Genomic DNA, 21,908 nt, shown 5'->3' with positions numbered 1-21,908 from the left:
CTGCCGGAGCCGCACCGGTCGCTACTTGACGACGTCGGCCGGCTTGGCCGCGTCGCCCTCCTGGCCCGCCCGCCCCAGGTCTCCCGGGTACAGCGTCGCGTCCGTCGCCAGGCACAGCGCTTCCGTGTACCAATCGTTGTCGCGGGTATTGCCGCGATGTTCGACTTCCATCACGTAGTAGTAACCATCACCGCTGATGCGGCGCTGTTCGCTGCGGTCGATCCCGGCCGCGTCATTGGCGGCGCCGCGGGCCTGGAAGCCGTACTCGGCGATCCGGCTGTTGTCCAGATTGATCAGTCCTCCCACGCGGATGCTCGGGTTGAGCAGCATGCGCACCTTGATGCCTTTTTCCGCCTGTTCGGGCATGCCGACCAGGCCGGTGTCATGGGACACCACGGGCACCGAACCCGGCACGTAGGCCGTCTCGGGAACCACCACCACCTTGCCGTCCTGGATGCTCCACAGCGAGTTCGAACTGCCGCACACGTCCTGCAGGTGATCACGCACCATGCCGGACATGACCGCGCCGCGGATCGAGGCCTTGCCGCCCAGATCGGGCACATACCCCTGCCTGACGCCATACGGATTCATGGCCGAGCACAGCAGCCGCACCTTGTCGGCGCGGGAACTTCCCTTGGGCACCGTGGCATTGACCACCGCGAAGTTGTAGGCCTTGTCGCCGTCAGCCGCGGTAATCTCCAGCACCGTTTCGGTCTCGCCCGAGCCGCCCCATTTGGCGCGCACCACATTGCCGTGGAAAATCACGCCGTAGTTGCCCTCGTAGCCGGCCTGCAGCACGACGCGGGTGAACTCCCGCTGCACCAGGCTGGCCGTCTCGCGGCTGGCATTCATCACCTTGATGGTGGCGGTGTTGGGCGACTTGGCGTCGTTGCGCTTGATGCCGAAACTGAAGCTCAGCGCCGACAGGTCGAGCGCTTGCTCATCGCCGACGATCAACGACACTTTCCGGCCCCACTGGCGCACGCCATCGCCCTCACCCACCGGATCGCCATAGACGGCGATCGGTTCCATTGTCGAAGTTCCGGCCATGTCAGTCCGCCACCCAGTAGAGCCGGGCGCCGCGGCCCAGGTCGGTGAACGTCGGCGCATCGTCCGGCGATTCCGCGCCCGTCACCCGCAGGCCGCCGGCGAACCCCAGGTGCCGGTACTGGCCCAGCAGGTTCAGTCCAGTGACCAGCGGGATGCCCGAGACCAGCGGCTGGCCCAGGTCGTCGGCCACGTCCAGGATCCAGCCGTCGCGGTATTGCAGCGTCAGCCGGTAGTCGTCGCCGCCCAGCGAGATGGCGAACACCTGCGGGATCGGCGACACGGGTATCTCGAAGTAGTTCATGCGTATCTCCTAGTTCCAGTGCAGCGAGCCGCCCTTGGGCGCCGCCACCGGCCGGGACGCTTTCACGCCCAGGCTCTGCTTGTCGGCGGTCTTGTCCTTTTCCTTCTGGTCGGCATACGGCGGCAGCGATGTGCTGCGGGTCTGCACCACGATCACTTCACGCAGCGTCACGGTGGCAAACACGGCGCCGGATGCTTCCTTGTTGTTCTCGACCCCGATCTTCTCGATCAACATGCTGCCGTAGCGCCGCCGGCTGGTGACCACCTCCACCGGTTCACGCGACTCCTGCAGGCTGAGCAACTGCGAATAGATGGCGGTCGCATAATCGTCGGCCGCCGCCTTGCCGTTGGCCACATCCTTGGCCTGCGCGCCCAGCAAGGCCTGGTAGGAGGCGTTGCTCCAGGCGCACTTCATCGTCACGGTCAGCGGCTGCTTGAAGGCATGGTCGCTGATCGCCGATTTTCCAAAAGGCCCTGACTCCACCGGATGGCTGGTGATCTTGAGCGCATCGTCAAAGGTCTCGCTGATCGTCGCCTCCACCACGATGTCGCCGATTTTTTTCGACAGCAGGCCCACCATGTCGGCGCCCGCGATATTCAAGTCAGCCATAGGATCCCTGCAGGTTGCGCGTCAGGTCGGCATTGACCCGGCTCTGTTGATTGGCCACGGCCTCTCCGGTCGCAGTCGGGTCTGTCGACCCGTTGACATGGATATTCGTGGTTGCGTTGATGGACACAGACCCGGTCGCCGGCGCCAACAGCGCGCCGGCCGCCGTTTCACCGGTGGCGAACCCGGAGCGGTAATCCCGCCACGGTTCGACCTGGGCGCCGTCCATATGCTCGGGCCGAATGCCGCTGCCCGGCGGATTGAAATCCCGGCCCGGTGGGCCGGGCGGAAAGCCCGGCCCACCTTGCAACGATTTCAACGTGCCGTCGCCCAGCGAACTGGGATAGAGCATCAGCCCCGCGCCGACCGCCGCTGGCGCCCCCAGCACGCCGCGCGCCACGACCTTGGCGCCATCGACGATGCGGCCGATCCACGAACCGGCGGCGGCCCACAGCGACTGGCCCCATTGCAACGCGGTTGCGCCGGCGGCCTTGACCCCTTCGACCACCAAGGCGCCGCCGCGCGCGGCCATGTTGCCCATCCAGGACCAGACCGCGCTGGCCATGTTGCCCATCTGTGTGGCGGCGGCGCGGCCCAGCGTCGTCATCCTGCCGAACACGCCGCTCAGGAAACTTCCGGTCGCCGACCAGGCGCCGCTCAGGAAGGCGCCGAACCGGCCCGCCATCGAGGCCAGGCTCGACACCAGCCCGCCGATGAGCGAGCGCATGCCGCCCAGCCGCGAGACCAGCCCCGCCAACGCCCCCACCACACCGCCGCCACCCAGCATCAGAAAGCCGCCTGCCAGCAGCAGGAGCTGCGAACTCAGGCCTGCCGTCACGCCGTCGAGCCAGGTGATCAGGCTGATCACCGGCCCCAGCAGCGACATCAGCGACAGCACGAAATTGCCGACCTCGCCGAGTCGCGTGCCGGCGGTCTGGCCGTTCTCCTTGAACCAGGCCGAAATGCCATCGAGCGTCTGCTGCAGTTGCGGCCCCATGGTCAGCAGCGCCTGCGCAAACATCGCGTCGACCGAGGCGCTCAATTCACGCACCGTGCCCATCAATTGGTGGGCACGCTCGCCGGCGGCCTCAATGGTGCGGTTTTCCTGCGAATCGCGCTGCAGCGACAGGCGTTGCCCGAACTCGGGGTTGCGCAGGGCCTCCATGAAGGCGGCATCCAGGCCCAGGGCTTCCCCTGTGGCCCTGGCCTGCGGCGGATCCATGCGCTTGAGCACGTCGCTCAACTCCAGCATCAGGTCGGCCGTGTCGCGCGGGCGGCCCGCGCCGTCGGTGGCGGCGATGTGCAGGCTATCCAGCAAGGCCGCCGTCTCGGGTTTGTCGCGCACATTGCGATGCAGCGCCTGGGCGCTGTTGCGCATCGATTCGACGGACACGCCAAAGTCCTGCGCCACCGCTTCCAGCGCCCGCATGTCCCTGCCCGAGGTGCCGCCCAGCTTGGCGGCGAAATAGCCTTGCTCGAACTGCGCAATCTTGTTCTCGGCGAAGTCGACGACGCTCTTCGCCCGCCCCGCGAACACCGCAAGCGCGTCGGCCAGGCTCTGCTTGCGCGAGTCGCCGATCGCCTGCTTGAGATCCTTCAGGTCGTCCTTGTCGATCTTGAATGGGCCCATCAACCCCGACAGGTCGATGGCCACGGTTGTATTAGCCATGTTTTTCTGCCATGTGGCGGCGGTATGCTTCCGCCTTGTTGTCGGCCCGCACCGACAGCGCATCGTTCAGAAGCGCGATGTCGGCCAGGTCCAGGGTGCCGTCCTTGAGGGACTCGTACTTGCAGAGTCCCTCGAGGACCGGCGCCAGCAGCCAATCCTCGCCACCGGGCAGGCTCTTCAGCCAGCCTGTGTCGCCTCGGGGCTGCCGGTCTGGCTGGTAAGCAGCCCTTGTATAAAAGGCCCGAGGCTTCCGACGATCACGCGCAGCGTCAGCGGCAGCATGACCGCCAGGTCGATGTCCTGGAACATCGGCACGCGCTGGCCGGCCGACCAGATGGCAACCCAGCCATGCTCCTGCCGGCGCTGGACCGCCTGCATGCAGGTGTCCAGCACGTAGTCGGCGTCCTCGTCCTTCATCGCCGCCAGGCCATCGGCCAGCGGTTGCAGGACGTCGGCCATGCCCTCCGGATCCTCGGCGATCCCGCGCCCGCCCGCCGCGAGGCGGACGAACACGGGAATCAGCGTAGGAACGATCGGAGCGATGCGGCGCGACACGTGGAACTGTTGCTTGGCGCTCAGTTTCCCGATGGAGTACCGGTGGCCGTTCAGATCAAGTTCCTGTGCCATGGCTTAGTAGGTTCCCAGGATCGTGTCGATCTTCGCGGCGTCGAAGGTCCACTTCACCACGTCGCCGTCCTTCTTGTAGGTGAGATCGGGCTTCTTGCTGAAGGCGCACGAACGGCACGCCGTCACGTCGCCGGTGGCCGGATTGGTGATCGTGATCAGGTTCTTGCCCCACAGGCGGCTGTCCAGCGACTGGGCGTCGTACAGGGCCTGCAACTGGGCGTTGACCGGCGAGGTCTTCAGGTAGCTCAGCGTCACGGTGCCGCTCTTGTCGGCGCGCAGCGTGTGCATGACTTCGCCATCGGCGCCCACCGTCATGGCGCTCTTTTCGCCCTTGGCGGCGATGGCGATGCCTTCATCGGCCACGCCCGAGCCGGAGCCCAGCGAAATCGCCCCGCCCGGGCCCACGAGACTGGCGCTGATATCAGCGAACGAATAGGTAGACATCTGCTACTCCTGTTTAGCGGTTGACCGTGACCAGAACGTCGACGGTGTGAATGGCGCCGGCCTCCTTGGCGGCGACCTGGAACGGAACGGCCTTGCGCGCCTCGCGGTCGGCCTGCGACTGGGTGGCAATCGCCGGCGCGTAGACGTAGTAGCCCTTGGCCAGCGTGTCGCCCTGCTTGAGGGCGCCGAAGCCGGCCGAGTTCCACACGCCCGGGGCCAGGTAGCCGTTGTTGACGGCGGCCTCGCAAGCGGCCTCGATCACCGAAGCGATCAACTGGTTGCCGGCGTCGGTCTGCGGCACCTTGGTCGGGCTGGTGTACAGCAGGTTGTAGACGTCGGTCTGGACCCGGTTGCGGAACCAGATCGCGTTGTAGACCGAGTCGATGAAGATGCCGCTGGGCGTCACGCCGTACTGGATGATGGCGGTGTCGTTGTCGTAGTTGACGAACACGTTGCAATGCTTGGCCGCCAGCGTGTCGGCCTGGCTGCTGGTCAGGGTCTCGGCGACGATGCCGGGCTCCTGCTTGTACATCAGCGTGATGGTGGTGTTGTTGGCGTTGAAGTTCACCGTCAGCAGGCGGCCCAGCAGCGAGGCCACCGCGTACGGGCTGGCGCTGGAGAACTGCACGATCGAGTACTTGTACTTCAGCGCCTTGAGCTGGCTGGCGATGTCGTCCTGATTGGTCGGATCCAGCACCTGCGGCGCCTGGGTCGAGACGCCGTACAGGTGGCGCTGGTCGGCTTCGATCAGGCCGGCCACGGCCAGGTGCTGCGCGTCGGTGATATCGGCGTCGGCGAAGGCCAGGCCCAGGAACTTGTTGGCGAAGCGATCCAGGAACAGCGACACGGCATCCACCGGGGTCTCGGCGACGATGCCGGCCACGGGCGCGGAAGCCTTGCCCGCGGTCAGGCCCAGCATCGACGAGATGTCGGTGCCAGTGCCGGCGGCCGAGGCGTAGCCCAGCGCCGAGGCAGCGCCCGAGGTGTTGGAGGTCACGACGAACTGCGAGCCGTTCCACACTACCGTAGCCGAGGCCAGGGCCGTCGAGATGATCGTGGCGACGCCGTTCAGGTTAGTGGCCCCGGAGAAGTCCAGGCCGTTGACCGTCTTGGCGGTGCCGTCGATCGGCAGCGTGAAGGCGCCCGCGGTCACCGCGGTCCAGGCCGACATTTGCTTCTCGGCGGCCGACAGTACGGCGCCGCGCAGCGTGGCCGAGGTCGCGCCCTTGGCCCAGCGGCCGATGTACAGCTGCGCGGGCTGGGGCGTCTGCTGGAAGTACAGCAGGGCCGCGCGGTATTCCGGCGCGCTGCTGCCGAAGTCGGCGGCGACGGCGTCGATGCCGCCATAGGCGCGCATGCGCTCGCCGGTGTCGATGACCGCGGACGAGCCCAGCAGCAGCGCGGTGTTCAGGCTCGCGCCCTGCGCCGCGAGCGGCGACATGTTGATCGTGACGTTGATCAGGCGTGATACCGGCAATCCATTAGCCATGGTAAATCCCTTAATCTGCAAGGTGGTTGATGTTGTCCGTCGGAGCCAGCGACGCGGCATGCGTCGTGACTTGCGCCGACAGAAGATTCAGGACCGGATAGCTGCGCGTGACCCGGCGCGTGAAGCGCAGGCTCATGTCGAACTGCCGTATCCACTGCTGATTCACCAGTTCGTGCATGGCCACGATCGGCCCGACACCGCTGACCGCCAGGCCTTGCGTCAGCAAGGGCTCGCGGTTCTGCGGCACGGCGGCGCCATCGCGCAACAACGCCGCGTGGCGCAGCGCGCGCGGCCCGAACAGCGAGCAAAGCACCTCGATGTGTTCGTGCCGAACGTATGAATCAGATCCTTCCCCGGCCGGGTCGTGCGTGACGACCGGACCGGCGTCCGCGGCTTGTGACCGGATATCCATCAGGCACCAGGTCTCGGTCTGCGCGGGCGGTTCCACGCCGGCGGCAGGCCAGCGCGTACGAACCAGGTTGAGGGACAGGCCGGACACGCCGGCGATGAACCCTTGGAACAGCGCCTCGAGTTCGGCATCCTCCAGGGGCGGAGAAATGGCGATCGGCGCCAGGTAGCCGCCAGTGGCCGAACTATTCGCCATGCGGAGCTCCTTTATCGTGTTGAGATGCCCGAGGGCGGGTTGGGGGAATCCAGATGCCTGGAGGCGGATCGCCGACTTTCTTGCGCACAGGGCGCGATGCCGCGTTGCGTGTCGCGTGCGGCCGGGTTGCGGCGGATTCCGGCTGTCGCCCACCGGGCTGCCGCCTCGAGCCATTCCTGGTCACCACGGGCGGGAGACGGGCCCGGTCATGCAGGCAAAGGCGAGGCGGCAGGCCGCTGGGCCCCGCCTCGCGGGCGGCGCCAAACGAAACGCCCCGCGGTCTCTGCGAGAACGCGGGGCGTGCAAACAAAAAAGGCCCGCCTATGGCGAGCCTGTCGTGGGAAACTGCGAAGAAAGCAGGGTAAGAGACGTATCAGCCGCTGCAGCCGCCTTGCGGCGCGTCGGCCGGGTACACGTACCCTCTCATAAAAAAGGCCCGCTGTTGGCGGGCCTGGTTTGCTTGTTGCTGCTGGGCCGCCGGGTGAACCCGCGACGGCATGAACGAATTGTCGCGCAACGTTTGCCGCCGCAGCAACCCCGGCATGTCGCACCGTGCGTTTCGCCTGGTGCCGCGCACGTCATCTGAAGGTTCGTTCTCGGCAGTGCACCTTCTCAAAAAATACCCTCTCATAAAAAAGGCCCGCAATGTGCGGGCCTTGTTGTGTGCGTGTCGCCGGCGGGCAACGCGACAACACGGATGCATTGTCTCGCGGCCTCAGGCGCGCCCGCAATCCCCACTGTGTCGCACTTCGCTCCAGACATAGCTGCGCGAATTGCGCGCATGTTCGATACGCGCCACCTGACCGCCTTCGTGCAGGGTTTCGAGCACCCGCAAGATTGCCTGTCGCATCGCGTTGCGTTCACGCCGCGTCAGTTCGCGCGCGCCGGCAGCGCCGCGCACCAGTTCCGCCATGCGCCAGGGACGCCCCGGCGCCGCCGCCATGAGATCCAGGACTTCTGTCGCATATTTCATCGGGGTGCCCCCCGGACAAGATGCTTATCCATTTTTTTCCTTGTTCCAAGCCTTCGGTTCGTCTGCATCCCGCTTGCCGGCCAGGGTGGATCGCTACTCCGGTAGCGATTCGATGGGCACATTTGCCGGTCACCCATCCCCCCGACCGGCGGGACCCGTCCCTCGGACGCCGCCTTGCCTGCGAAGGCTGCGGGTGGTACGACTATCTTCGGGATTGGAATCATGGTAGCGAGTCGCTACCCAAAAATCAACAGCGAATCGCTACTGTACTTCCGAGTAGCGGATTGCTACCATCGCTACCATGGACATCCGCTCGATACGACTCAACAACCTCAAGTTCGCCGTGCACGAAGCCGGCGGCGTCGACCGCCTGGCCGAACGCGCCGGCGTCAGTCGCAAGTACCTCGACCAGATCCTTCAGGGATTCCAGGGCAAGCGGGACAAGCACCCGCGCCGGGTCGGCGACGCGCTGGCGGCCAAGCTGGCCACGGGGCTGGGGCAGCCCACGCACTGGATGGACACCCCCCATCCCGACCTGTGGCGCGATCTTTCCCCTGACCTCGCCGCGGACGAACCATCGGGGCGGCTGGCCTCCTTCCACCCCGCGCGGCTGGCCAGGCCGGATCACGGCAATGTCCTCATCGCCCAGTTCGATACCGGGGGCGCGATGGGAAACGGCCTGGAACTGCGTGACCAGCCCGGTGTCATCCAGAGCTGGAACGTCAGCCCCGAGTGGCTGCAGAAGAACGTCCGGGGTTATTCCGCCTCGAAGAACCTGTGCATCGTCACCGGCTTCGGCGACTCGATGCGCCCCATGTTCAACCCCGGCGACCCCTTGATCGTCGACCGCGGCGTGCAAGCCGTCGAATACGACGCCATCTACTTCTTCCGTGTCGGCAGCGAAGGTTTCATCAAGCGTTTGCAACGCATCCCCACCGCCACCGGGCTGGTGGTTCGGGCCAAGTCCGAAAACACCAAGTACGATGCCTGGGATATCACCGAAGGCATGGATTTCGAGGTCTTCGGCCGCGTGCTGAAGGTCTGGCGCAGCGAAGACTTCTGACCACCATGGCCTCCCCCTCCCGCCTGTCCGCCCCCGAGAAGACAATCCTGCTGTACGGCGTGCTCGGCGCGCTGCTGGCGCTGGCGCTGCATACCGCGCTGCTGAACCGTGTCTGGCCCTGGCGCAACCTGCCCGTCACGCTATTCGCGATCCAATGGATCTGGCTGGTGCCGTTGGCGGGCGCCATGCTGGCGGGCATGAATGCCGGCGGCCGCTGGCTGCTGGCCCTGCTGGCTTATGCCCTGGTCCTGCCCGCGCTGCATGCGTATGGCCTGATGCCGCTGCTGGGCTCGCAACCGCTGCCGTATACCGACAGCGGCGCGCGCGCCACGGCGACCCTGATCACGGCCGCCAGCGGCTTCATGCTGCTGCCGTTGATCCAGGCCCTGGCCCCCTCCCAGCCCGGCTGGAATTATCCCGCGGTGTTCCGCGCCGCCTGGCGCAATACCGTCAAGCTGGCGCTGGCCGGCGGCCTGACGCTGGCGGTCTGGCTGCTGTGCTGGGCCGCCAGTGCCATGTTCGGCATGATCGGCATCGCGGCGGTGGGCAAGGTCGTGCAATCCAAGCGCTTCGTGCTCGCCGTGATGCCGGTGGCGCTGGCGCTCAGCCTGGTGGGGGTGCATCGGCGCCCGCAGTTGGCGGACACGCTGCAGCGCTCCTGGCTCACGCTCACCGCGTGGCTGTTGCCCCTGGTGGCGCTGGTCGGTATCGCCTTCGTGCTGGCGCTGACGGCCCGGCTGGCACTGGACCTGCGGGCCGGGGCCCTGTCCGCGGGCGCGCTGATCGCCTTCAGCGCGCTGTGGATCAAGCTCATCAACTCCGCCTGGCAGGATGGCCCCGAGGCGCCGCCCTTCGGTCCACGCCTGCGCGCGGCGCTGCGTGTTGCGGCGTGCGGCCTGCTGCCGCTCGCGCTGGTGGCCCTGTACGGACTGCTGGTGCGCATCGGGCAGTACGGTTGGACCGTGCCGCGAACCTGGGGGGTCTACGCTGCGATCCTGTTGACGCTGTACGCGGTGGGCTATGCCTGGGCGGCGCTGGCGCCGCGACGCTTCCACACGATTCTTGGAGGCACCAACATCGTCGCGGCCCTCTGCGCGCTGCTCATGCTGGCCTTGGTGAGCACCCCGCTCCTGAGTCCCGAGCGCATCGAGATCAGCAGTCAGGTGCAACGCCTGATCGACGGTCGCGTGGCTCCCGAGGAATTCAGCTATCTCTCGGCCGCGAACGATCGCGGTGAATATGGCCGGCGGGCGGTGCACGCGCTGGCCGCCGGCGCCGCCCAGGCGCAATCCCCTCGGATCGCGATCGCCGCCGCCGATGCCCTGAAAGGCAAGTATTACGACTGGGGTTCGCGCAAATCCGGGCTGGCCGCCACGCTGGTCAAACCGAACAGCCTGCAGGTCCACCCCGCGGGCAGTCCGGTGCCGGATGCTTGGTGGCGTTATGCCGCTAAGCAAAGCCCCTTCGAGCTGGATCGCTGCGTGAACGCCGAGCAGGCCGCTTCCGCCGCCCCCGCCGATCCTACCTTGAACGCTGCCCGCTGCTGGCTGATCCACGCCGATATCACCGCCCCCGGTGCGGATGACCTGGTTCTGTACGTGCCGCCGCGCGTGGACGCCAACACGACAGGCTACCAGACGTTCCTGAGCTATCAGCGGCTGGGCGAGGACACCTGGCGCATGGTTGGGTCCAAGACTCATCGCAAGGCGGAAGGCGAGCCGGACATCGACATCGGCGGCGCGCTGGCGCAGGGTCGCGTGCACACAGAACCGCGCCAGGACCGCGACCTGGTCGTGGGCGGGCAACGAATGCCGCTGCGCTGAATGGGCCCCCGCCCGGCCTCATGGGACACGGGCCGGGCGCATCATCCGGGCCGCGCCGCGGCCCGGATGGCGCTTACTTTTCTTCCAGGTCCGGGGTGCCTGCGAACTGGCTCTTGAGCAGGGTCAGCGCGCCCTTCTCCGCCAGCGCTTCGTTCGGGAACGCGTTGCGCGTGTCTTCCAGCACCGGAAAGCCGAAGACGCGAACACGGACGCGATAGCCCTCGGGAGTTTCGGCGAATTCGATGTCGAAGTTGCGCTCTTCGATCCAGCCCGACTTGTGCAGTTTCCAGTCCATATCCGACGCGCTCCTCATTGGAGAAATTGGCGGCGCCGCCCACCTGGCAGCGCCGCGAACACGGGGCCGGCCCCGACGAGCCGGCCACCACCACCTTACACGCTCCGCCCTGACGCCGTCTTGACCACGGACAGGAGCCCGGCGCACCCGGCCTGCCGCGGCGTCATTCGGCCTGGGTGGACGAGACCTTGGATGCGGAATTGGGAGCCGGCGCCACCGGCTTGCCGGCCGGTGTCACCGAGACGTCCTCGGAGGGCGAGAACAGATCCCAGCTTGCCATGAACAGCGCCGCGATCAAGGGACCGATCACGAAACCGTTCAGACCGAACAAAGCCATGCCGCCCAGGGTCGAGATCAGCACCACATAGTCGGGCATCTTGGTGTCCTTGCCCACCAGGATCGGACGCAGCACGTTGTCCACCATGCCGATCACCAGGACGCCAAAGGCGATCAGCACCACGCCCTTGATCGTGGCGCCGGTCAACAGGAAATAAATCGCCACGGGCGCCCATATCAGTCCCGCGCCCACCGCGGGCAGCAGCGACAGAAAGCCCATGATGACCCCCCACAGCAACGCGCCCTGGATGCCAAGAATGGAGAAGATGATGCCGCCCAGGGCGCCTTGCGATGCCGCCACCGCGATATTGCCCTTGACGGTGGCGCGCACCACCGTCGTGAACTTGCGGAACAGGTGCTGCTTGTGCGCATCGCTCAGCGGCACTGCGCGCTTGACGCGCTGGGCCAGTTGCGGGCCGTCGCGCAGCAGAAAGAACAGCAGGTACAGCATGATGCCGAAGCTGATCACGAACTGGAACGTATCCTGCCCGATGCTCAGCGCCTGCGTTGCCAGGAATTGACTGGCCTGCATTGCGCCGGCGCTCAGCTTTTCCTGCAGGCTGGGAATGTCAGCCAGGTCGAAGCGCGCCAGCAGGTCATGCACCGACGGCGGCAGCGCCTCCATGGCCTGCTGGAAGTAGGCGCCGAAGTTGATCTGCCCGGACTTGATGCTCTGGTAGAGGTTCGCTCCCTCGCTTACCAGCGAGCCGCTGATCACCACCAGCGGCAGGATCACCAGCAGCAGCACCAACACCAGCGTGATGAGCGCCGCCAGGTTGCGGCGCCCGCCGATACGTGGCACAAGGCGGCGTTGCAACGGCGCGAACAGGATGGCGAGAATGGCGCCCCAGAAAACGGCGCCGTAGAACGGCCACAGCAACCAGCCGAAAGCAAGGGAAACGACCACCAGGAGGAGCAGGAAGATCCGATAGTGCAAGCTGGAAGATTGACTCATGTTCCGTCCTAGGCACGGCATGACCGCGAGACCCGCATTGTACAAAGCGGCGCCGCCTCCCGTTCCTTACGATTGTCACCGCCAGCAACGCCTGCTCCGTGAATCGCCCCGCGGGAAGATCAGCTCCCCGCCGCCGCGCGCGACAGGGTGGCGCGCGCCTGCTCCAGCGCCTGCGATTGCGCATTCAGGCCTTGCAGCCGCAGGTTGAGCGCTTGCTGCAACGAGGGCGTGGCGACCTTGGCCTGCCCGTCCTCGAGCGTGATGCTGGCGCCGTTGGCAGAGACGAAATCCGCAACGCCCAGCGCGTCGCGAGCCACCGTGTCCATGCCGGCAGCCGCGTCCATGAACTCGGCCGCTGGCGCCGTGACCGCCTCGTCGTACACCCCGTCGTAGACGGGCGCCAGGTCTGGCGCCAGTTCCAGTGCACCCCTCGCCTTGTCCGCGCGTGCCTTGGCCTGCTGCAAGGCGCCGGCGCTATCGGCCAGGGTCTTGCGCGCGGCCTGCAGCGCCTCGCGCCGTCGCAGGATGTCGTCGACAGACTGGATGCGTTCCGCCGCCAACACCGGGCGCAGCCGCTGTGCCGCTTTGGCCATGGCGGCCTGGAAATCGACCATCAGGTCATAGGCATCGTCATAGCGGCCCACGGCCTCCTTCTCGGCCGCGCTGAGGGCGCCGATCGGCACCAGGGTGCCCGCCGCGAGCCGGCTCTGCAACAGGCTGATGAAGGCCGCCCGCTCCTGCGGTTCGCGATTGCCACATGCGGCCAGCGCAAGCATCGCGGCCGCCGCCAGGCTGGCCAGGCAGATCCGCAACAGTGCCATGCCCTTCCTCCTTGCACAACGCCTTGCATTCCAGACGCCGGGCCGATGGCCGGCGTGCCCTGGCCAGATTATCCCGAAGCGCCCCGCGCGGGCCGCCGGCGGGCGGATTCTGTTGCCATCGAATCGATATGACGACACAGGCGCGACAACGCAGGCGCGATCAGTCAGCCTGGCAGCGTCAGGCGCATCGCGCAGCGGCGCGCCGGATCGAAGCCGGCGTCGGCCTCGGCCCGCAAGCGCGCGCGCAGGGCGGGCGCCAGTTGCGCGTCGGGCACTTCGGCAAAGCCCTGGCGCCGGTAGAACGGCCCATTCCAGGGCAGCTCTCGATCCGTGGTGAGCGCCACCCCACGATAGACGCGTGCGGCGCGCGCGTGTTCGACCACCGCGCGCAGCAGGTCGCGCCCCAGCCCCCGCCCCTGCATCGGCAGGGCCACGGACATTTCCGCCAGGAACAGGTCGCCGTCCATCGGCTGGGCCAGCGCGAACCCTGCCGGCAGGCCGTCGTCGCCCGCTGCCACCCAGAGCAGGCCGGCGGCGGCGGCCTGCGCCAGGTCGGCGGGCGGCAAGGGGTCGCCGGCGGCGGCCCAGGCCATCGCGGTCCCCTGGAAGCGTTCTGCGGCGGAGCGTTCGATATCGGGCAGGAATGCCAGATCGGTGGAGCGTGCGAGTCTGATCATGGGGCGCCAAGTATGCCTCAAGCGGGCGACGCCGAGGGAGCTCCGGCGCCGGCTTGATCGGTGCGCCCCCCACGCCGGGCCGACAGCCCCTAGAATGTCGGTTAAACGGCCCTCGCCGGCCTCCCCCATCTTTAACCGTTCCTCCTGAATGACCCAAAACGCCTCCCCCGCCACCTGGGGCTTTGCCCATCCCGATTGCCGCGGCGCCGCCGCCCTGCTGTTTTTCATGGACGACCTGGCGCGCGTGGCCAACCAGTACCTGCGCCCGGGGCATCTGGGCGAAGAAGCCCTGGCCGATGCCCAGAAAGCCGTGGATGCACTGATGCAACGCTACGTCGAGATCCAGGCCGCTCCGGACGCCTTCGATGGCGAACGCATTGAACTGGCGCTGGAGACCGACACCCGCCCGGACGGCTCGACCGCCGCTCAGGTCGCTCTGCGCATGTCGCCGCGCCTGGAAGCGCTGATCATCGAGGCCCAGCGCCAGGCCCGCCCCGCGACCCACTGAGCCGTGGATTCCTGCGCCGCCGGAGTGTTCCGCCAAGGCGCTGCCGGAAGGCCGGTTCTATCCCCAAAAGGGCTCGGAACCGGCCCGCCCCCCCCCCGGACCCCGCGATGAGCACTCCCAATAAGATCTTGCCAAACCATCGCGTTAGCCATATACTTGTGAGTTGAGCCTACAAGGGCTCTTTGGTCAAAGACCTTGACCCCTCGTATCGAGGCCAAGCTTTTTTTCCGCTTATTCTGCGACACATAACCCTAAGAACGCAGAGCACGGGCCCGATCCATCAGGCCTAACCCTTTTCCTTGACATGCCCCGTTGCCGGCCAGCCAGGCCCGTCGATAGCACGACGCCCCTGGACGAGTCAGACAACTTCGCCCCGAGCACGCCGCCGAGTCCGGTCTGTTCGGAAAATATCCAGCGCAGCGCTGATCCGCTGCAGTCGACCCGCGGTGGCGTTGCCACGCCACCGCCAGCCAGGCCCGCCCCCCATCACTGATGACGGGAGACCCGGCAGCGATTTCCGGGCCCGGCCCGGCACCGCACCCCGCAGCCAGTCCGGCGCGCCTGCAAACCATGAGAATGCGCAAAGGATCGGTGGCGGAAACGCGTTAATGTCATGCATGACCCGGCGCGCACGAGGGACGCGGAGCGCGACAGCGCCACGGCCATTCTTCGCGGCATGCATTACGCGGCAATCCCCATAACAAGAACTTGAAAGAGAACACAACATGATGAATACCCGTTTCACTACCTCGGACCTGATCCGACGCCCGGCCCATACCAAGCTGGACAACATGCCGATCCATATCGGCGATATCGTTTACCTGCAACCGGCCCACGGCCCGGCCATCCGTGCCGCCGTGATCTTCAACGCGCCGATCGACGGCACGACCACGTACACCACCGAAGTCGTGCCGTGCGGAGCGGCCGCACAGAAGGTTCCGGGCCAACGTATCCGCTTCCGTCACGAGCACGTGCATCGCATCGAACCGGTGCGCCGCACTGCTCGCTGAGCCAGCGCAAATCTGCCGCGGTCACCCCGCGGCGGTTTCATTTGTGCGTGATAAAGTCGCGAGCAACGCAGTCAAGACACGACCATCATGCAAAACAACCGGCTTGCCATCCGCATCTGGGATCTTCCCACCCGCCTCTTTCACTGGGCCCTCGTCGTCTGTATCGTCGGTGCCTTCGTCAGCGTCAAGCTGGGCGGTCTTTACATGGATTGGCACGTGCGTTTCGGCTGCGTCGCGCTGGGTTTGATCATCTTCCGCGTACTGTGGGGCTTTGTCGGCCCGCGCTACGCGCGTTTCGCCCAGTTCGTGCGCGGACCGCACGCGGTCGCCAACTACCTGAAGGGCGCGGCAGCGCCCGCCGGCCACAACCCGCTGGGCGCGCTGTCGGTGCTGGCACTGCTCCTGGTGATCGGTTTCCAGGCCGTGAGCGGTTTGTTCACCACCGATGACATCATGACGCAGGGGCCGCTGTTCGGCCATGTCAGCGAGTCCACCGCCAGTCTGCTGACCTCGTGGCACAAGCTCAATGAATGGGTCATCATCGGTCTGGTCGCCCTGCACCTGCTGGCCGTGGTCTGGTACGCCCTGGTGCGCCGCAAGCGGTTGGTGCGCGCCATCATCACCGGCAATGTCGACCCCAAAGACGTTCCCGCCGGTACGCCACCAACCCAGGACGGCATTGCGATCTGGCTGCGCGCGCTGGTGCTGGGGGCCTGTGTCACCGGCCTGGTGCTGTGGATCCGGTCGCTGGAAATCGCGGCGGACATGTCCTTTTCCTAGGTCGTGACGGCGCGCGCCGCCCGCGAGTATCAATAAAAAAGCCCCTTGAGAGGGGCTTTGGCTTGTGGGCAGACGCCCGGGCGGGGGCGCCATGCCGGCTTACTTCTTCTTGCGGTAGGCGTCGTGGCAGGCCTTGCAGCTTGCGCCCACGTCGCCGAAGGCAGCGCGCAGCTTGTCGAGGTCGCCGGCATCGGCGGCGGCCGACAGCTTGACGATGTTGTCCTGGAAAGCCTGCTGCTTCTGCTTGAAGCCGGCCGCGTCGCTCCAGATCTCGGGGCGGGCGTCACCGCCTTCCGTACCGGCGCCAAAAGCCGCCCACGGCAGCGCCGACAGCGTCTTGAGCACCTCGACGTTGGCCTTGATCTGGGCCGCGTCGTAAGGGGCCTGCCCCTTGATCACCGGCGTCATGCGGCCAAAGTGCGAGGCCATCAGCGACAGCGCCGACTGGCGGTACTTGACGGCATCTTCGGGCTTGGCGAACTGCGCCTGGGCGGAGGTCGCCAGCAGCGGCCCGACGGTCATACAGGCCAGCGCGACGAGCGTGGACAACTTCTTCATTGCTATCTCCCGTAAGAACAACAAGAATGCCGCGCGCCTGACGCGCGGCGTGGCGACTATACCGCCCGGGCCAGATCAGCGGCCAGACCGATATACGAACGCGGGGTCATCGCCAGCAGGCGCGCCTTGGGTTCGTCCGGCAGGGCCAGGCCCTGGATGAATTCTCGCAGGGCTTCCTCGGTGATGCCCTTGCCGCGCGTCAAGGCCTTGAGCTGTTCGTACGGCTGCGGCAGGCCATAGCGGCGCATGACGGTCTGCACCGGCTCGGCCAGCACTTCCCAGCAGGCGTCGATGTCGGCATCGATGGCGGCGGCGTTGACTTCGAGCTTGCCCAGGCCGCGCATGCAGGCATCCCAGGCCACCAGGCAGTAGCCCAGGCCAACGCCCAGGTTGCGCAGCACCGTGGAGTCGGTCAGGTCGCGCTGCCAGCGGGAGATCGGCAGCTTGTCGGACAGGTGGCGCAGCACGGCGTTGGCCAGGCCCAGATTGCCTTCGGAGTTCTCGAAATCGATCGGGTTGACCTTGTGCGGCATGGTCGACGAACCGACCTCGCCTTCCTTCAGGCGCTGCTTGAAGTAACCCAGGGCCACGTAGCCCCAGATGTCGCGATCCAGATCGAGCACGATGATGTTGGCGCGCACGATGGCGTCGAACAGCGCCGACATCCAATCGTGCGGTTCGATCTGGATGGTGTGGCGATTCTGCGTCAGGCCCAGGCCGGCCAGCACACGCTGGCTGAAGGCGGGCCAGTCGATTTCCGGATAAGCCGACAGGTGAGCGTTGTAGTTGCCGGTGGCGCCGTTGAGCTTGGCCAGCGGCTCGACCGCTTCGATGGCGGCGATGGCGCGGTTCAGGCGCGCGGCGACGTTGGCGAACTCCTTGCCCAGCGTGGTGGGGCTGGCCGGCTGGCCGTGGGTGCGCGACAGCATCGGCTGGGCGGCCTGGGCCACGGCCATCTCGTTGAGCTTGGCGGCGATTTCACGCAGGCGCGGCAGCACCACTTCGCTGCGCGCGCGCGACAGCATCAGCGCGTGCGAGGTGTTGTTGATGTCTTCGGAGGTGCAGGCGAAATGGATGAATTCGGCCGCGGCCGCCAGTTCGGCGTGATCGGCGACCTTTTCCTTGAGCCAGTACTCGACCGCCTTGACGTCGTGGTTGGTGACGCGTTCGATGTCCTTGATGCGGGCGGCATCGGCCTCGGAGAAGTCACGCACCAGCTGTTGCAGGCGGGCGCGGGCTGCCTGGGAGAAGGCGGGCAATTCCGGCAGACCGGCGTCGGACAGCGCCACCAGCCAGGCCACCTCGACTTCGACGCGGTGGGCCATGAAACCGGCCTCGGAGAGCAGCCCGCGCAGCGCGTCGCCGCGGGAGGCGTATCGGCCATCCAGTGGCGAAAGGGCGTTAAGTTGGCTAAGCTGATCGGCGATTTGCATGGTCTGGGAAGGAAAAAGCTGCGGATGGGAAAACCCGGGGATTTTATCATTCAGGGCCGCGCAACATTGTGGCAAACTGGGTGGGATTCCGTCCCGCGGACGGTTTGGCCGTCATACGGCCTGCTATACTTCGGCCGCTTTCCGACTCCGCTTGTGAATCCATGAAACTGATCGGCTCGCTTACCAGTCCATACGTGCGCAAGGTGCGTATCGTCATGGCCGAGAAAAAGCTGGATTATCGGCTTGAACTCGAAAACGTCTGGTCCGCCGACACGCAGATCCAAACGTACAACCCGCTGGGCAAGGTGCCCTGCCTGGTCATGGAAGATGGCGGCGCCCTGTTCGATTCGCGCGTCATTGTCGAATACCTGGATACCTTGTCGCCCGTCGCCCGCCTGATTCCGCAGCCGGGCCGCGACCGCGCGGCCGTCAAGTGCTGGGAAGCCATCGCCGACGGCCTGCTGGATGCCTGCGTCACCATCGTCAAGGAAAAGCAGCGCCCCGAGGCGCAGCGCAGCCCCGAATGGATCGAACGCCAGTACGGCAAGATCCACGCCAGCCTGGACGCCATGGACAAGAGCCTGGGCGACAATGCCCACTGCATGGGCATCAATTACAGCTTGGCCGATATCGCCGTGGGCTGTGGCCTGGGCTACCTGGACCTGCGCTTCGCCGAGCTGGACTGGCGTGCCAACCATCCCAACCTGGCGCGCCTGTACGACAAGCTGTCGCAGCGGCCGTCGTTCGTGGACACCGTCCCGAAGACAGCCTGACGCCCCTCCGGGCGTCATCCCGCACCGATCCGGCCGCCTCGCGCGGCCGGTTTCACGTCCGGCTCAGGCCCAGAATGCCTGGCCGGCCTTGAACAGCATATAGGCCGCCAGCGCGAACAGCAGGCAGGCGAACACCCGCTTCAAGGTCTGCACCGGCAGCCGGTGCGCCATGCGCGCGCCCAGCGGCGCCGTCAAGACGCTGACGCACACCAGCACCAGCAAGGCCGGCCAGTAGATATAGCCCAGCATGCCCGGCCGGGTCGCGCCTTCGTTCAAGCCCGACACGACGTAGCCGATGCTGTTGGCCAGCGCGATGGGAAAACCCAGCGCCGCCGAGGTCGACACCGCGTTGTGCAACGCGACGTTGCACCAAACCATGAACGGCACCGACAGGAAACCGCCGCCCGCCCCCACCAGCCCGGACAGAAAGCCGATGCCGGCGCCGGCCGCGCTGGTGCCGATCACGCCTGGCATCTGGCGGCTGGGCTTGGGCTTTTTGTTGCGCAGCATGTTCCAGCCGGAATAGCCCACGAACAGCGCGAAAAACAGCGACAGCCACAAGGTGCTGAGCGCCGCGAACACCGCGCCGCCCGACAGCAGGCCGCCCACGATGATGCCGGGCGCCATGGCCCAGACGATGGGCCATTTGATGGTGCCCCGCTGCTGGTGGGCGCGCACACTGGAAATCGATGTGAACAGGATCGAGGTCATCGAGGTGGCGATGGCGGCATGCACCACCAGGTCGGCCGGCATGCCCTTCCAGGCGAACAGCATGGTCAGGAACGGCACCAGCAACATACCGCCGCCAATGCCCAGCAAACCCGCCGCGAACCCCGCCACCGCGCCCAGCGCCAGCAGGCAAATCACCATCGTCACATCCACATCCCTCTCCTCGTTGTCGGCATGCGCCGTTTTTCATGAGCCAGGCCCCGCGGACACGACGCCCGCGGGGCCTGGCTGGAACTGCTATCGGTATTGCAATCGCCCGTCATGGGCCGGCCAGCCTAGACGATGATGCCGCCGCCCAGACAGATGTCGCCATCGTAAAGCACCGCCGATTGCCCGGGCGTGACCGCCCATTGCGGCTCGGTGAAGTCGAGCGTGAAACCCGCGGCGCCCGCGTCGCCCAGGCGGCAGGCGGCATCGGCCTGGCGGTAGCGGGTCTTGGCGCCGTACTCTCCCGCGGCCGGGGCGTGTCCGGCCACCCAACTGACATCCTGCGCCCGCAATGAGCCCGACAGCAGCCAGGGATGGTCATGCCCCTGCACCACGTAGAGCACGTTGCGTTCGAGGTCCTTGCGCGCCACGTACCAGGCCTCGGCCGTGCCGTCGTCGCGCTGGCGGCCCTTGACGCCGCCCACACCCAGGCCCTTGCGCTGGCCCAGCGTGTAGAACGACAGGCCCTGGTGGCGCCCGACCTGCTGGCCCTCGGGCGTCAGGATCGGGCCCGGCTCGGTCGGCAGGTAGCGGTTCAGGAACTCGCGGAACGGCCGCTCGCCGATGAAGCAGATGCCGGTGGAGTCCTTCTTGGCCGCGTTGTGCAGGCCGATCTCGTGCGCGATGCGGCGCACCTCGGTCTTGTGGATCTCGCCCAGCGGGAACAAAGTGCGCGACAACTGCGCCTGGTTCAGGCGGTGCAGGAAGTAGCTCTGGTCCTTGGAACCGTCCCGCGCCTTGAGCAGCTCGAACCGCGAGCCGCCGCCCGCGGCCGCCACTTCGCGCACGCGGGCATAGTGGCCGGTGGCGATGTGCTCGGCGCCCAGCGCCATGGCGTGGTCGAGGAAGGCCTTGAACTTGATCTCGGCGTTGCACAGCACGTCCGGATTGGGCGTGCGGCCGGCGGAATACTCGCGCAGGAATTCAGCGAACACGCGGTCTTTGTATTCGGCGGCGAAATTGACGTACTCGAATTCCACGCCGACCAGGTCGGCCACGCTGGCCGCGTCCAGCAGGTCCTGACGGGTGGAGCAGTACTCGGAATCGTCGTCGTCTTCCCAGTTCTTCATGAACAGGCCGACGACCTCGTAGCCTTGCTGCTTGAGCAGCCAGGCGGTGACCGAAGAATCGACCCCGCCGGACATGCCGACGACAACGCGGCCCTTCTTGGTGGATGTTTGACTCATGATGGTGCCATTTTACTGTGCGCCAGCCTCGGCCTCGGGCCGCGGCTCGGCCGCCCGCGAAACCTCCATCAGCCAGGTGCGGAACGCCTGCAACGTGGGCAGGTTGGCCTTCTGGTCCGGGTAGCACAGGTAGTAGCCCATGCGCGCGCGGATCGGCAGTTGGATCGCCACAGCCAGCTTGCCGTCGCGCAGCTCGTCTTCGATCAGGCAGCGCGGGATCAATGCCACGCCAAAGCCGGCGGCGGCGGCCTGCGACAGCAGTGCGTACTGGTCGAAGCGCGCGCCTTCCAGGCTGCGCCGCGTGTCGCAGCCGGCCTGCTCGAACCAGTCGCGCCAGCCCTCCAGGGCCGAGGTATGGTGCAGCAGGGGGTAGGCCAGCAGATCCGCCGGCACGTTACAGCCGCCGGGAATCAGGCGCGGGCTGCAGACCGGCAGGATTTCGCGGCCGACGATGTAGTCGGCGCCGCTGCCCGGCCAGATACCTTCGCCGAAGCGGACCGCGGCATCCAGCTCGGGCGAGGAAAAGTCATAGCCCTGGCGGTGAGGCAGGAATTCCACGTGGATGTCCGGGCGCAGCCGCATGAAGGCCGTCAGGCGTGGGATCAGCCAGCGCGCGCCGAAGGTCGGCATACAGGTCAGGTTGAGCGTGCCGCCCTGGCCCTGATGCGCAATCAGTTCGACGGTGGCCGCCTCGATCTGGCCCAGCCCGGCCTGGATCTTGGTCAGGTAGCTGCGCCCGGCTTCGGTCAGCACGAGGCCTTGCCTGATACGCAGGAATAGTTCGACGCCGACGAACTCTTCCAGATGTTTCACTTGCTTACTCACGGCGCCCTGCGTGACGCACAATTCCTGGGCGGCGCGGGTGAAGCTGCTATGCCTGGCGGCCACTTCAAAGGCCTGCAGGTCGGTAAGCGAAGGACAGAAACGTCTCATGGGGGCTATGCCTCGAAGCCGGACTTGCCGGAGGCGAAGTTACAAAAAGAAAACTCC

The 21,908-nt window shown here is 66.6% G+C and carries 25 protein-coding genes; 6 read left to right on the top strand and 19 right to left on the bottom strand.

All coding sequences use genetic code 11. The features are described from left to right. Window positions 1-21 precede the first annotated feature (21 nt). From ACN6O8_RS02595 to ACN6O8_RS02550, 10 genes are all read right to left on the bottom strand, one after another. Window positions 22-1,032 (bottom strand): phage protein, encoded by a 1,011-nt coding sequence (locus ACN6O8_RS02595; RefSeq protein WP_427989498.1) that lies wholly within the window; start codon window positions 1,030-1,032, stop codon window positions 22-24. A 19-nt stretch (window positions 1,033-1,051) separates the two neighbouring features. Next, complete coding sequence (locus ACN6O8_RS02590; protein WP_427989497.1) at window positions 1,052-1,351, bottom strand: phage baseplate plug family protein; 300 nt, start codon at window positions 1,349-1,351, stop codon at window positions 1,052-1,054. Window positions 1,352-1,360: 9 nt separating this feature from the next. Further along, complete coding sequence (locus tag ACN6O8_RS02585; protein ID WP_427989496.1) at window positions 1,361-1,960, bottom strand: phage baseplate protein; 600 nt, start codon at window positions 1,958-1,960, stop codon at window positions 1,361-1,363. After that, window positions 1,953-3,626 carry a phage tail protein gene (locus ACN6O8_RS02580; protein ID WP_427989495.1) on the bottom strand — a complete coding sequence of 558 codons (1,674 nt, stop codon included), beginning with the start codon at window positions 3,624-3,626 and terminating at the stop codon, window positions 1,953-1,955. Before ACN6O8_RS02580 ends, ACN6O8_RS02585 begins: the two co-directional genes overlap by 8 nt. Continuing rightward, on the bottom strand, window positions 3,619-3,774 hold the full coding sequence (locus ACN6O8_RS02575) for a DUF6889 family protein (protein ID WP_427989592.1): 156 nt from the start codon (window positions 3,772-3,774) through the stop codon (window positions 3,619-3,621). Before ACN6O8_RS02575 ends, ACN6O8_RS02580 begins: the two co-directional genes overlap by 8 nt. A 29-nt stretch (window positions 3,775-3,803) precedes the next feature. Further along, on the bottom strand, window positions 3,804-4,253 hold the full coding sequence (locus tag ACN6O8_RS02570) for a phage tail assembly chaperone (RefSeq protein WP_427989494.1): 450 nt from the start codon (window positions 4,251-4,253) through the stop codon (window positions 3,804-3,806). Window positions 4,254-4,256: 3 nt separating this feature from the next. Next, window positions 4,257-4,697 (bottom strand): phage protein, encoded by a 441-nt coding sequence (locus ACN6O8_RS02565; protein ID WP_006388470.1) that lies wholly within the window; start codon window positions 4,695-4,697, stop codon window positions 4,257-4,259. 13 nt (window positions 4,698-4,710) lie between these two features. Then, window positions 4,711-6,186: a DUF3383 domain-containing protein gene (locus ACN6O8_RS02560; RefSeq protein WP_427989493.1), complete on the bottom strand. Its 1,476-nt coding sequence runs from the start codon at window positions 6,184-6,186 to the stop codon at window positions 4,711-4,713. 10 nt (window positions 6,187-6,196) lie between these two features. Continuing rightward, window positions 6,197-6,790: a phage neck terminator protein gene (locus ACN6O8_RS02555; protein WP_427989492.1), complete on the bottom strand. Its 594-nt coding sequence runs from the start codon at window positions 6,788-6,790 to the stop codon at window positions 6,197-6,199. Window positions 6,791-7,505: 715 nt separating this feature from the next. Beyond that, the gene (locus tag ACN6O8_RS02550; protein ID WP_427989491.1) at window positions 7,506-7,703 is read right to left on the bottom strand and encodes a hypothetical protein; all 198 of its coding nucleotides are present in this window, start codon (window positions 7,701-7,703) and stop codon (window positions 7,506-7,508) included. A 361-nt stretch (window positions 7,704-8,064) separates the two neighbouring features. Between ACN6O8_RS02550 and ACN6O8_RS02545 the strand changes: the two genes are divergently transcribed. Both ACN6O8_RS02545 and ACN6O8_RS02540 read left to right on the top strand, forming a co-directional pair. Further along, window positions 8,065-8,826, top strand: a complete 762-nt coding sequence (locus ACN6O8_RS02545) for a S24 family peptidase (RefSeq protein ID WP_427989490.1) — start codon at window positions 8,065-8,067, stop codon at window positions 8,824-8,826. Window positions 8,827-8,831: 5 nt separating this feature from the next. Further along, the gene (locus tag ACN6O8_RS02540; RefSeq protein WP_427989489.1) at window positions 8,832-10,649 is read left to right on the top strand and encodes a DUF4153 domain-containing protein; all 1,818 of its coding nucleotides are present in this window, start codon (window positions 8,832-8,834) and stop codon (window positions 10,647-10,649) included. 73 nt (window positions 10,650-10,722) lie between these two features. Here ACN6O8_RS02540 and ACN6O8_RS02535 read toward each other — a convergent pair whose 3' ends face one another. The 4 genes from ACN6O8_RS02535 to ACN6O8_RS02520 all read right to left on the bottom strand — a co-directional run bounded on the left by ACN6O8_RS02535 (window position 10,723) and on the right by ACN6O8_RS02520 (window position 13,733). Then, complete coding sequence (locus ACN6O8_RS02535; RefSeq protein WP_427989488.1) at window positions 10,723-10,944, bottom strand: hypothetical protein; 222 nt, start codon at window positions 10,942-10,944, stop codon at window positions 10,723-10,725. Between the two features lie 163 nt (window positions 10,945-11,107). After that, window positions 11,108-12,235: an AI-2E family transporter gene (locus ACN6O8_RS02530; RefSeq protein ID WP_427989487.1), complete on the bottom strand. Its 1,128-nt coding sequence runs from the start codon at window positions 12,233-12,235 to the stop codon at window positions 11,108-11,110. A gap of 119 nt (window positions 12,236-12,354) precedes the next feature. Beyond that, entirely contained in the window at window positions 12,355-13,056 is a 702-nt protein-coding gene (locus ACN6O8_RS02525; protein ID WP_427989486.1) for a DUF3053 family protein, read from the bottom strand. A 164-nt stretch (window positions 13,057-13,220) separates the two neighbouring features. Beyond that, complete coding sequence (locus tag ACN6O8_RS02520; protein WP_427989485.1) at window positions 13,221-13,733, bottom strand: GNAT family N-acetyltransferase; 513 nt, start codon at window positions 13,731-13,733, stop codon at window positions 13,221-13,223. 148 nt (window positions 13,734-13,881) lie between these two features. On the opposite strand from ACN6O8_RS02520, the gene ACN6O8_RS02515 reads away from it, so the two are divergent. From ACN6O8_RS02515 to ACN6O8_RS02505, 3 genes are all read left to right on the top strand, one after another. After that, on the top strand, window positions 13,882-14,241 hold the full coding sequence (locus tag ACN6O8_RS02515; RefSeq protein ID WP_427989484.1) for a hypothetical protein: 360 nt from the start codon (window positions 13,882-13,884) through the stop codon (window positions 14,239-14,241). Between the two features lie 728 nt (window positions 14,242-14,969). Continuing rightward, a complete protein-coding gene (locus ACN6O8_RS02510; RefSeq protein WP_427989591.1) occupies window positions 14,970-15,251 on the top strand; it encodes a hypothetical protein in 282 nt (93 codons plus the stop codon). Between the two features lie 87 nt (window positions 15,252-15,338). After that, window positions 15,339-16,031, top strand: coding sequence for a cytochrome b/b6 domain-containing protein (locus ACN6O8_RS02505; RefSeq protein ID WP_427989483.1), 693 nt, complete (start codon window positions 15,339-15,341; stop codon window positions 16,029-16,031). A gap of 99 nt (window positions 16,032-16,130) precedes the next feature. Here the strand turns inward: ACN6O8_RS02505 and ACN6O8_RS02500 are convergent, their stop codons facing one another. Both ACN6O8_RS02500 and purB read right to left on the bottom strand, forming a co-directional pair. Beyond that, window positions 16,131-16,589, bottom strand: a complete 459-nt coding sequence (locus ACN6O8_RS02500) for a c-type cytochrome (protein ID WP_427989482.1) — start codon at window positions 16,587-16,589, stop codon at window positions 16,131-16,133. Between the two features lie 56 nt (window positions 16,590-16,645). Further along, a complete protein-coding gene (gene purB, locus ACN6O8_RS02495; RefSeq protein WP_427989481.1) occupies window positions 16,646-18,022 on the bottom strand; it encodes an adenylosuccinate lyase in 1,377 nt (458 codons plus the stop codon). Between the two features lie 161 nt (window positions 18,023-18,183). On the opposite strand from purB, the gene ACN6O8_RS02490 reads away from it, so the two are divergent. Beyond that, the gene (locus tag ACN6O8_RS02490; RefSeq protein ID WP_427989480.1) at window positions 18,184-18,795 is read left to right on the top strand and encodes a glutathione S-transferase; all 612 of its coding nucleotides are present in this window, start codon (window positions 18,184-18,186) and stop codon (window positions 18,793-18,795) included. Between the two features lie 63 nt (window positions 18,796-18,858). Here ACN6O8_RS02490 and ACN6O8_RS02485 read toward each other — a convergent pair whose 3' ends face one another. From ACN6O8_RS02485 to gcvA, 3 genes are all read right to left on the bottom strand, one after another. Next, complete coding sequence (locus tag ACN6O8_RS02485; RefSeq protein WP_427989479.1) at window positions 18,859-19,677, bottom strand: sulfite exporter TauE/SafE family protein; 819 nt, start codon at window positions 19,675-19,677, stop codon at window positions 18,859-18,861. 122 nt (window positions 19,678-19,799) lie between these two features. Beyond that, window positions 19,800-20,918 (bottom strand): tRNA 2-thiouridine(34) synthase MnmA, encoded by a 1,119-nt coding sequence (gene mnmA / locus ACN6O8_RS02480; RefSeq protein WP_427989478.1) that lies wholly within the window; start codon window positions 20,916-20,918, stop codon window positions 19,800-19,802. Window positions 20,919-20,930: 12 nt separating this feature from the next. Continuing rightward, the gene (gcvA, locus tag ACN6O8_RS02475; RefSeq protein ID WP_427989477.1) at window positions 20,931-21,851 is read right to left on the bottom strand and encodes a transcriptional regulator GcvA; all 921 of its coding nucleotides are present in this window, start codon (window positions 21,849-21,851) and stop codon (window positions 20,931-20,933) included. Window positions 21,852-21,908 lie beyond the last annotated feature (57 nt).

Source organism: Achromobacter sp. (assembly GCF_050285565.1).
Lineage (GTDB): Bacteria > Pseudomonadota > Gammaproteobacteria > Burkholderiales > Burkholderiaceae_B > Achromobacter.
The sequence above is the reverse complement of the archived record's forward strand: the minus strand, read 5'-3'. Positions and strand labels throughout refer to the sequence as shown.

Coding starts and splice junctions, on each gene's coding strand:
- ACN6O8_RS02595 (WP_427989498.1), bottom strand. CDS start 1,032: ATGGAACCGATCGCCGTCTATGGCGATCCGGTGGGTGAGGGCGATGGC.
- ACN6O8_RS02590 (WP_427989497.1), bottom strand. CDS start 1,351: ATGAACTACTTCGAGATACCCGTGTCGCCGATCCCGCAGGTGTTCGCC.
- ACN6O8_RS02585 (WP_427989496.1), bottom strand. CDS start 1,960: ATGGCTGACTTGAATATCGCGGGCGCCGACATGGTGGGCCTGCTGTCG.
- ACN6O8_RS02580 (WP_427989495.1), bottom strand. CDS start 3,626: ATGGCTAATACAACCGTGGCCATCGACCTGTCGGGGTTGATGGGCCCA.
- ACN6O8_RS02570 (WP_427989494.1), bottom strand. CDS start 4,253: ATGGCACAGGAACTTGATCTGAACGGCCACCGGTACTCCATCGGGAAA.
- ACN6O8_RS02565 (WP_006388470.1), bottom strand. CDS start 4,697: ATGTCTACCTATTCGTTCGCTGATATCAGCGCCAGTCTCGTGGGCCCG.
- ACN6O8_RS02560 (WP_427989493.1), bottom strand. CDS start 6,186: ATGGCTAATGGATTGCCGGTATCACGCCTGATCAACGTCACGATCAAC.
- ACN6O8_RS02555 (WP_427989492.1), bottom strand. CDS start 6,790: ATGGCGAATAGTTCGGCCACTGGCGGCTACCTGGCGCCGATCGCCATT.
- ACN6O8_RS02550 (WP_427989491.1), bottom strand. CDS start 7,703: ATGGCGGAACTGGTGCGCGGCGCTGCCGGCGCGCGCGAACTGACGCGG.
- ACN6O8_RS02545 (WP_427989490.1), top strand. CDS start 8,065: ATGGACATCCGCTCGATACGACTCAACAACCTCAAGTTCGCCGTGCAC.
- ACN6O8_RS02540 (WP_427989489.1), top strand. CDS start 8,832: ATGGCCTCCCCCTCCCGCCTGTCCGCCCCCGAGAAGACAATCCTGCTG.
- ACN6O8_RS02535 (WP_427989488.1), bottom strand. CDS start 10,944: ATGGACTGGAAACTGCACAAGTCGGGCTGGATCGAAGAGCGCAACTTC.
- ACN6O8_RS02530 (WP_427989487.1), bottom strand. CDS start 12,235: ATGAGTCAATCTTCCAGCTTGCACTATCGGATCTTCCTGCTCCTCCTG.
- ACN6O8_RS02525 (WP_427989486.1), bottom strand. CDS start 13,056: ATGGCACTGTTGCGGATCTGCCTGGCCAGCCTGGCGGCGGCCGCGATG.
- ACN6O8_RS02520 (WP_427989485.1), bottom strand. CDS start 13,733: ATGATCAGACTCGCACGCTCCACCGATCTGGCATTCCTGCCCGATATC.
- ACN6O8_RS02515 (WP_427989484.1), top strand. CDS start 13,882: ATGACCCAAAACGCCTCCCCCGCCACCTGGGGCTTTGCCCATCCCGAT.
- ACN6O8_RS02510 (WP_427989591.1), top strand. CDS start 14,970: ATGAATACCCGTTTCACTACCTCGGACCTGATCCGACGCCCGGCCCAT.
- ACN6O8_RS02505 (WP_427989483.1), top strand. CDS start 15,339: ATGCAAAACAACCGGCTTGCCATCCGCATCTGGGATCTTCCCACCCGC.
- ACN6O8_RS02500 (WP_427989482.1), bottom strand. CDS start 16,589: ATGAAGAAGTTGTCCACGCTCGTCGCGCTGGCCTGTATGACCGTCGGG.
- purB (WP_427989481.1), bottom strand. CDS start 18,022: ATGCAAATCGCCGATCAGCTTAGCCAACTTAACGCCCTTTCGCCACTG.
- ACN6O8_RS02490 (WP_427989480.1), top strand. CDS start 18,184: ATGAAACTGATCGGCTCGCTTACCAGTCCATACGTGCGCAAGGTGCGT.
- mnmA (WP_427989478.1), bottom strand. CDS start 20,918: ATGAGTCAAACATCCACCAAGAAGGGCCGCGTTGTCGTCGGCATGTCC.
- gcvA (WP_427989477.1), bottom strand. CDS start 21,851: ATGAGACGTTTCTGTCCTTCGCTTACCGACCTGCAGGCCTTTGAAGTG.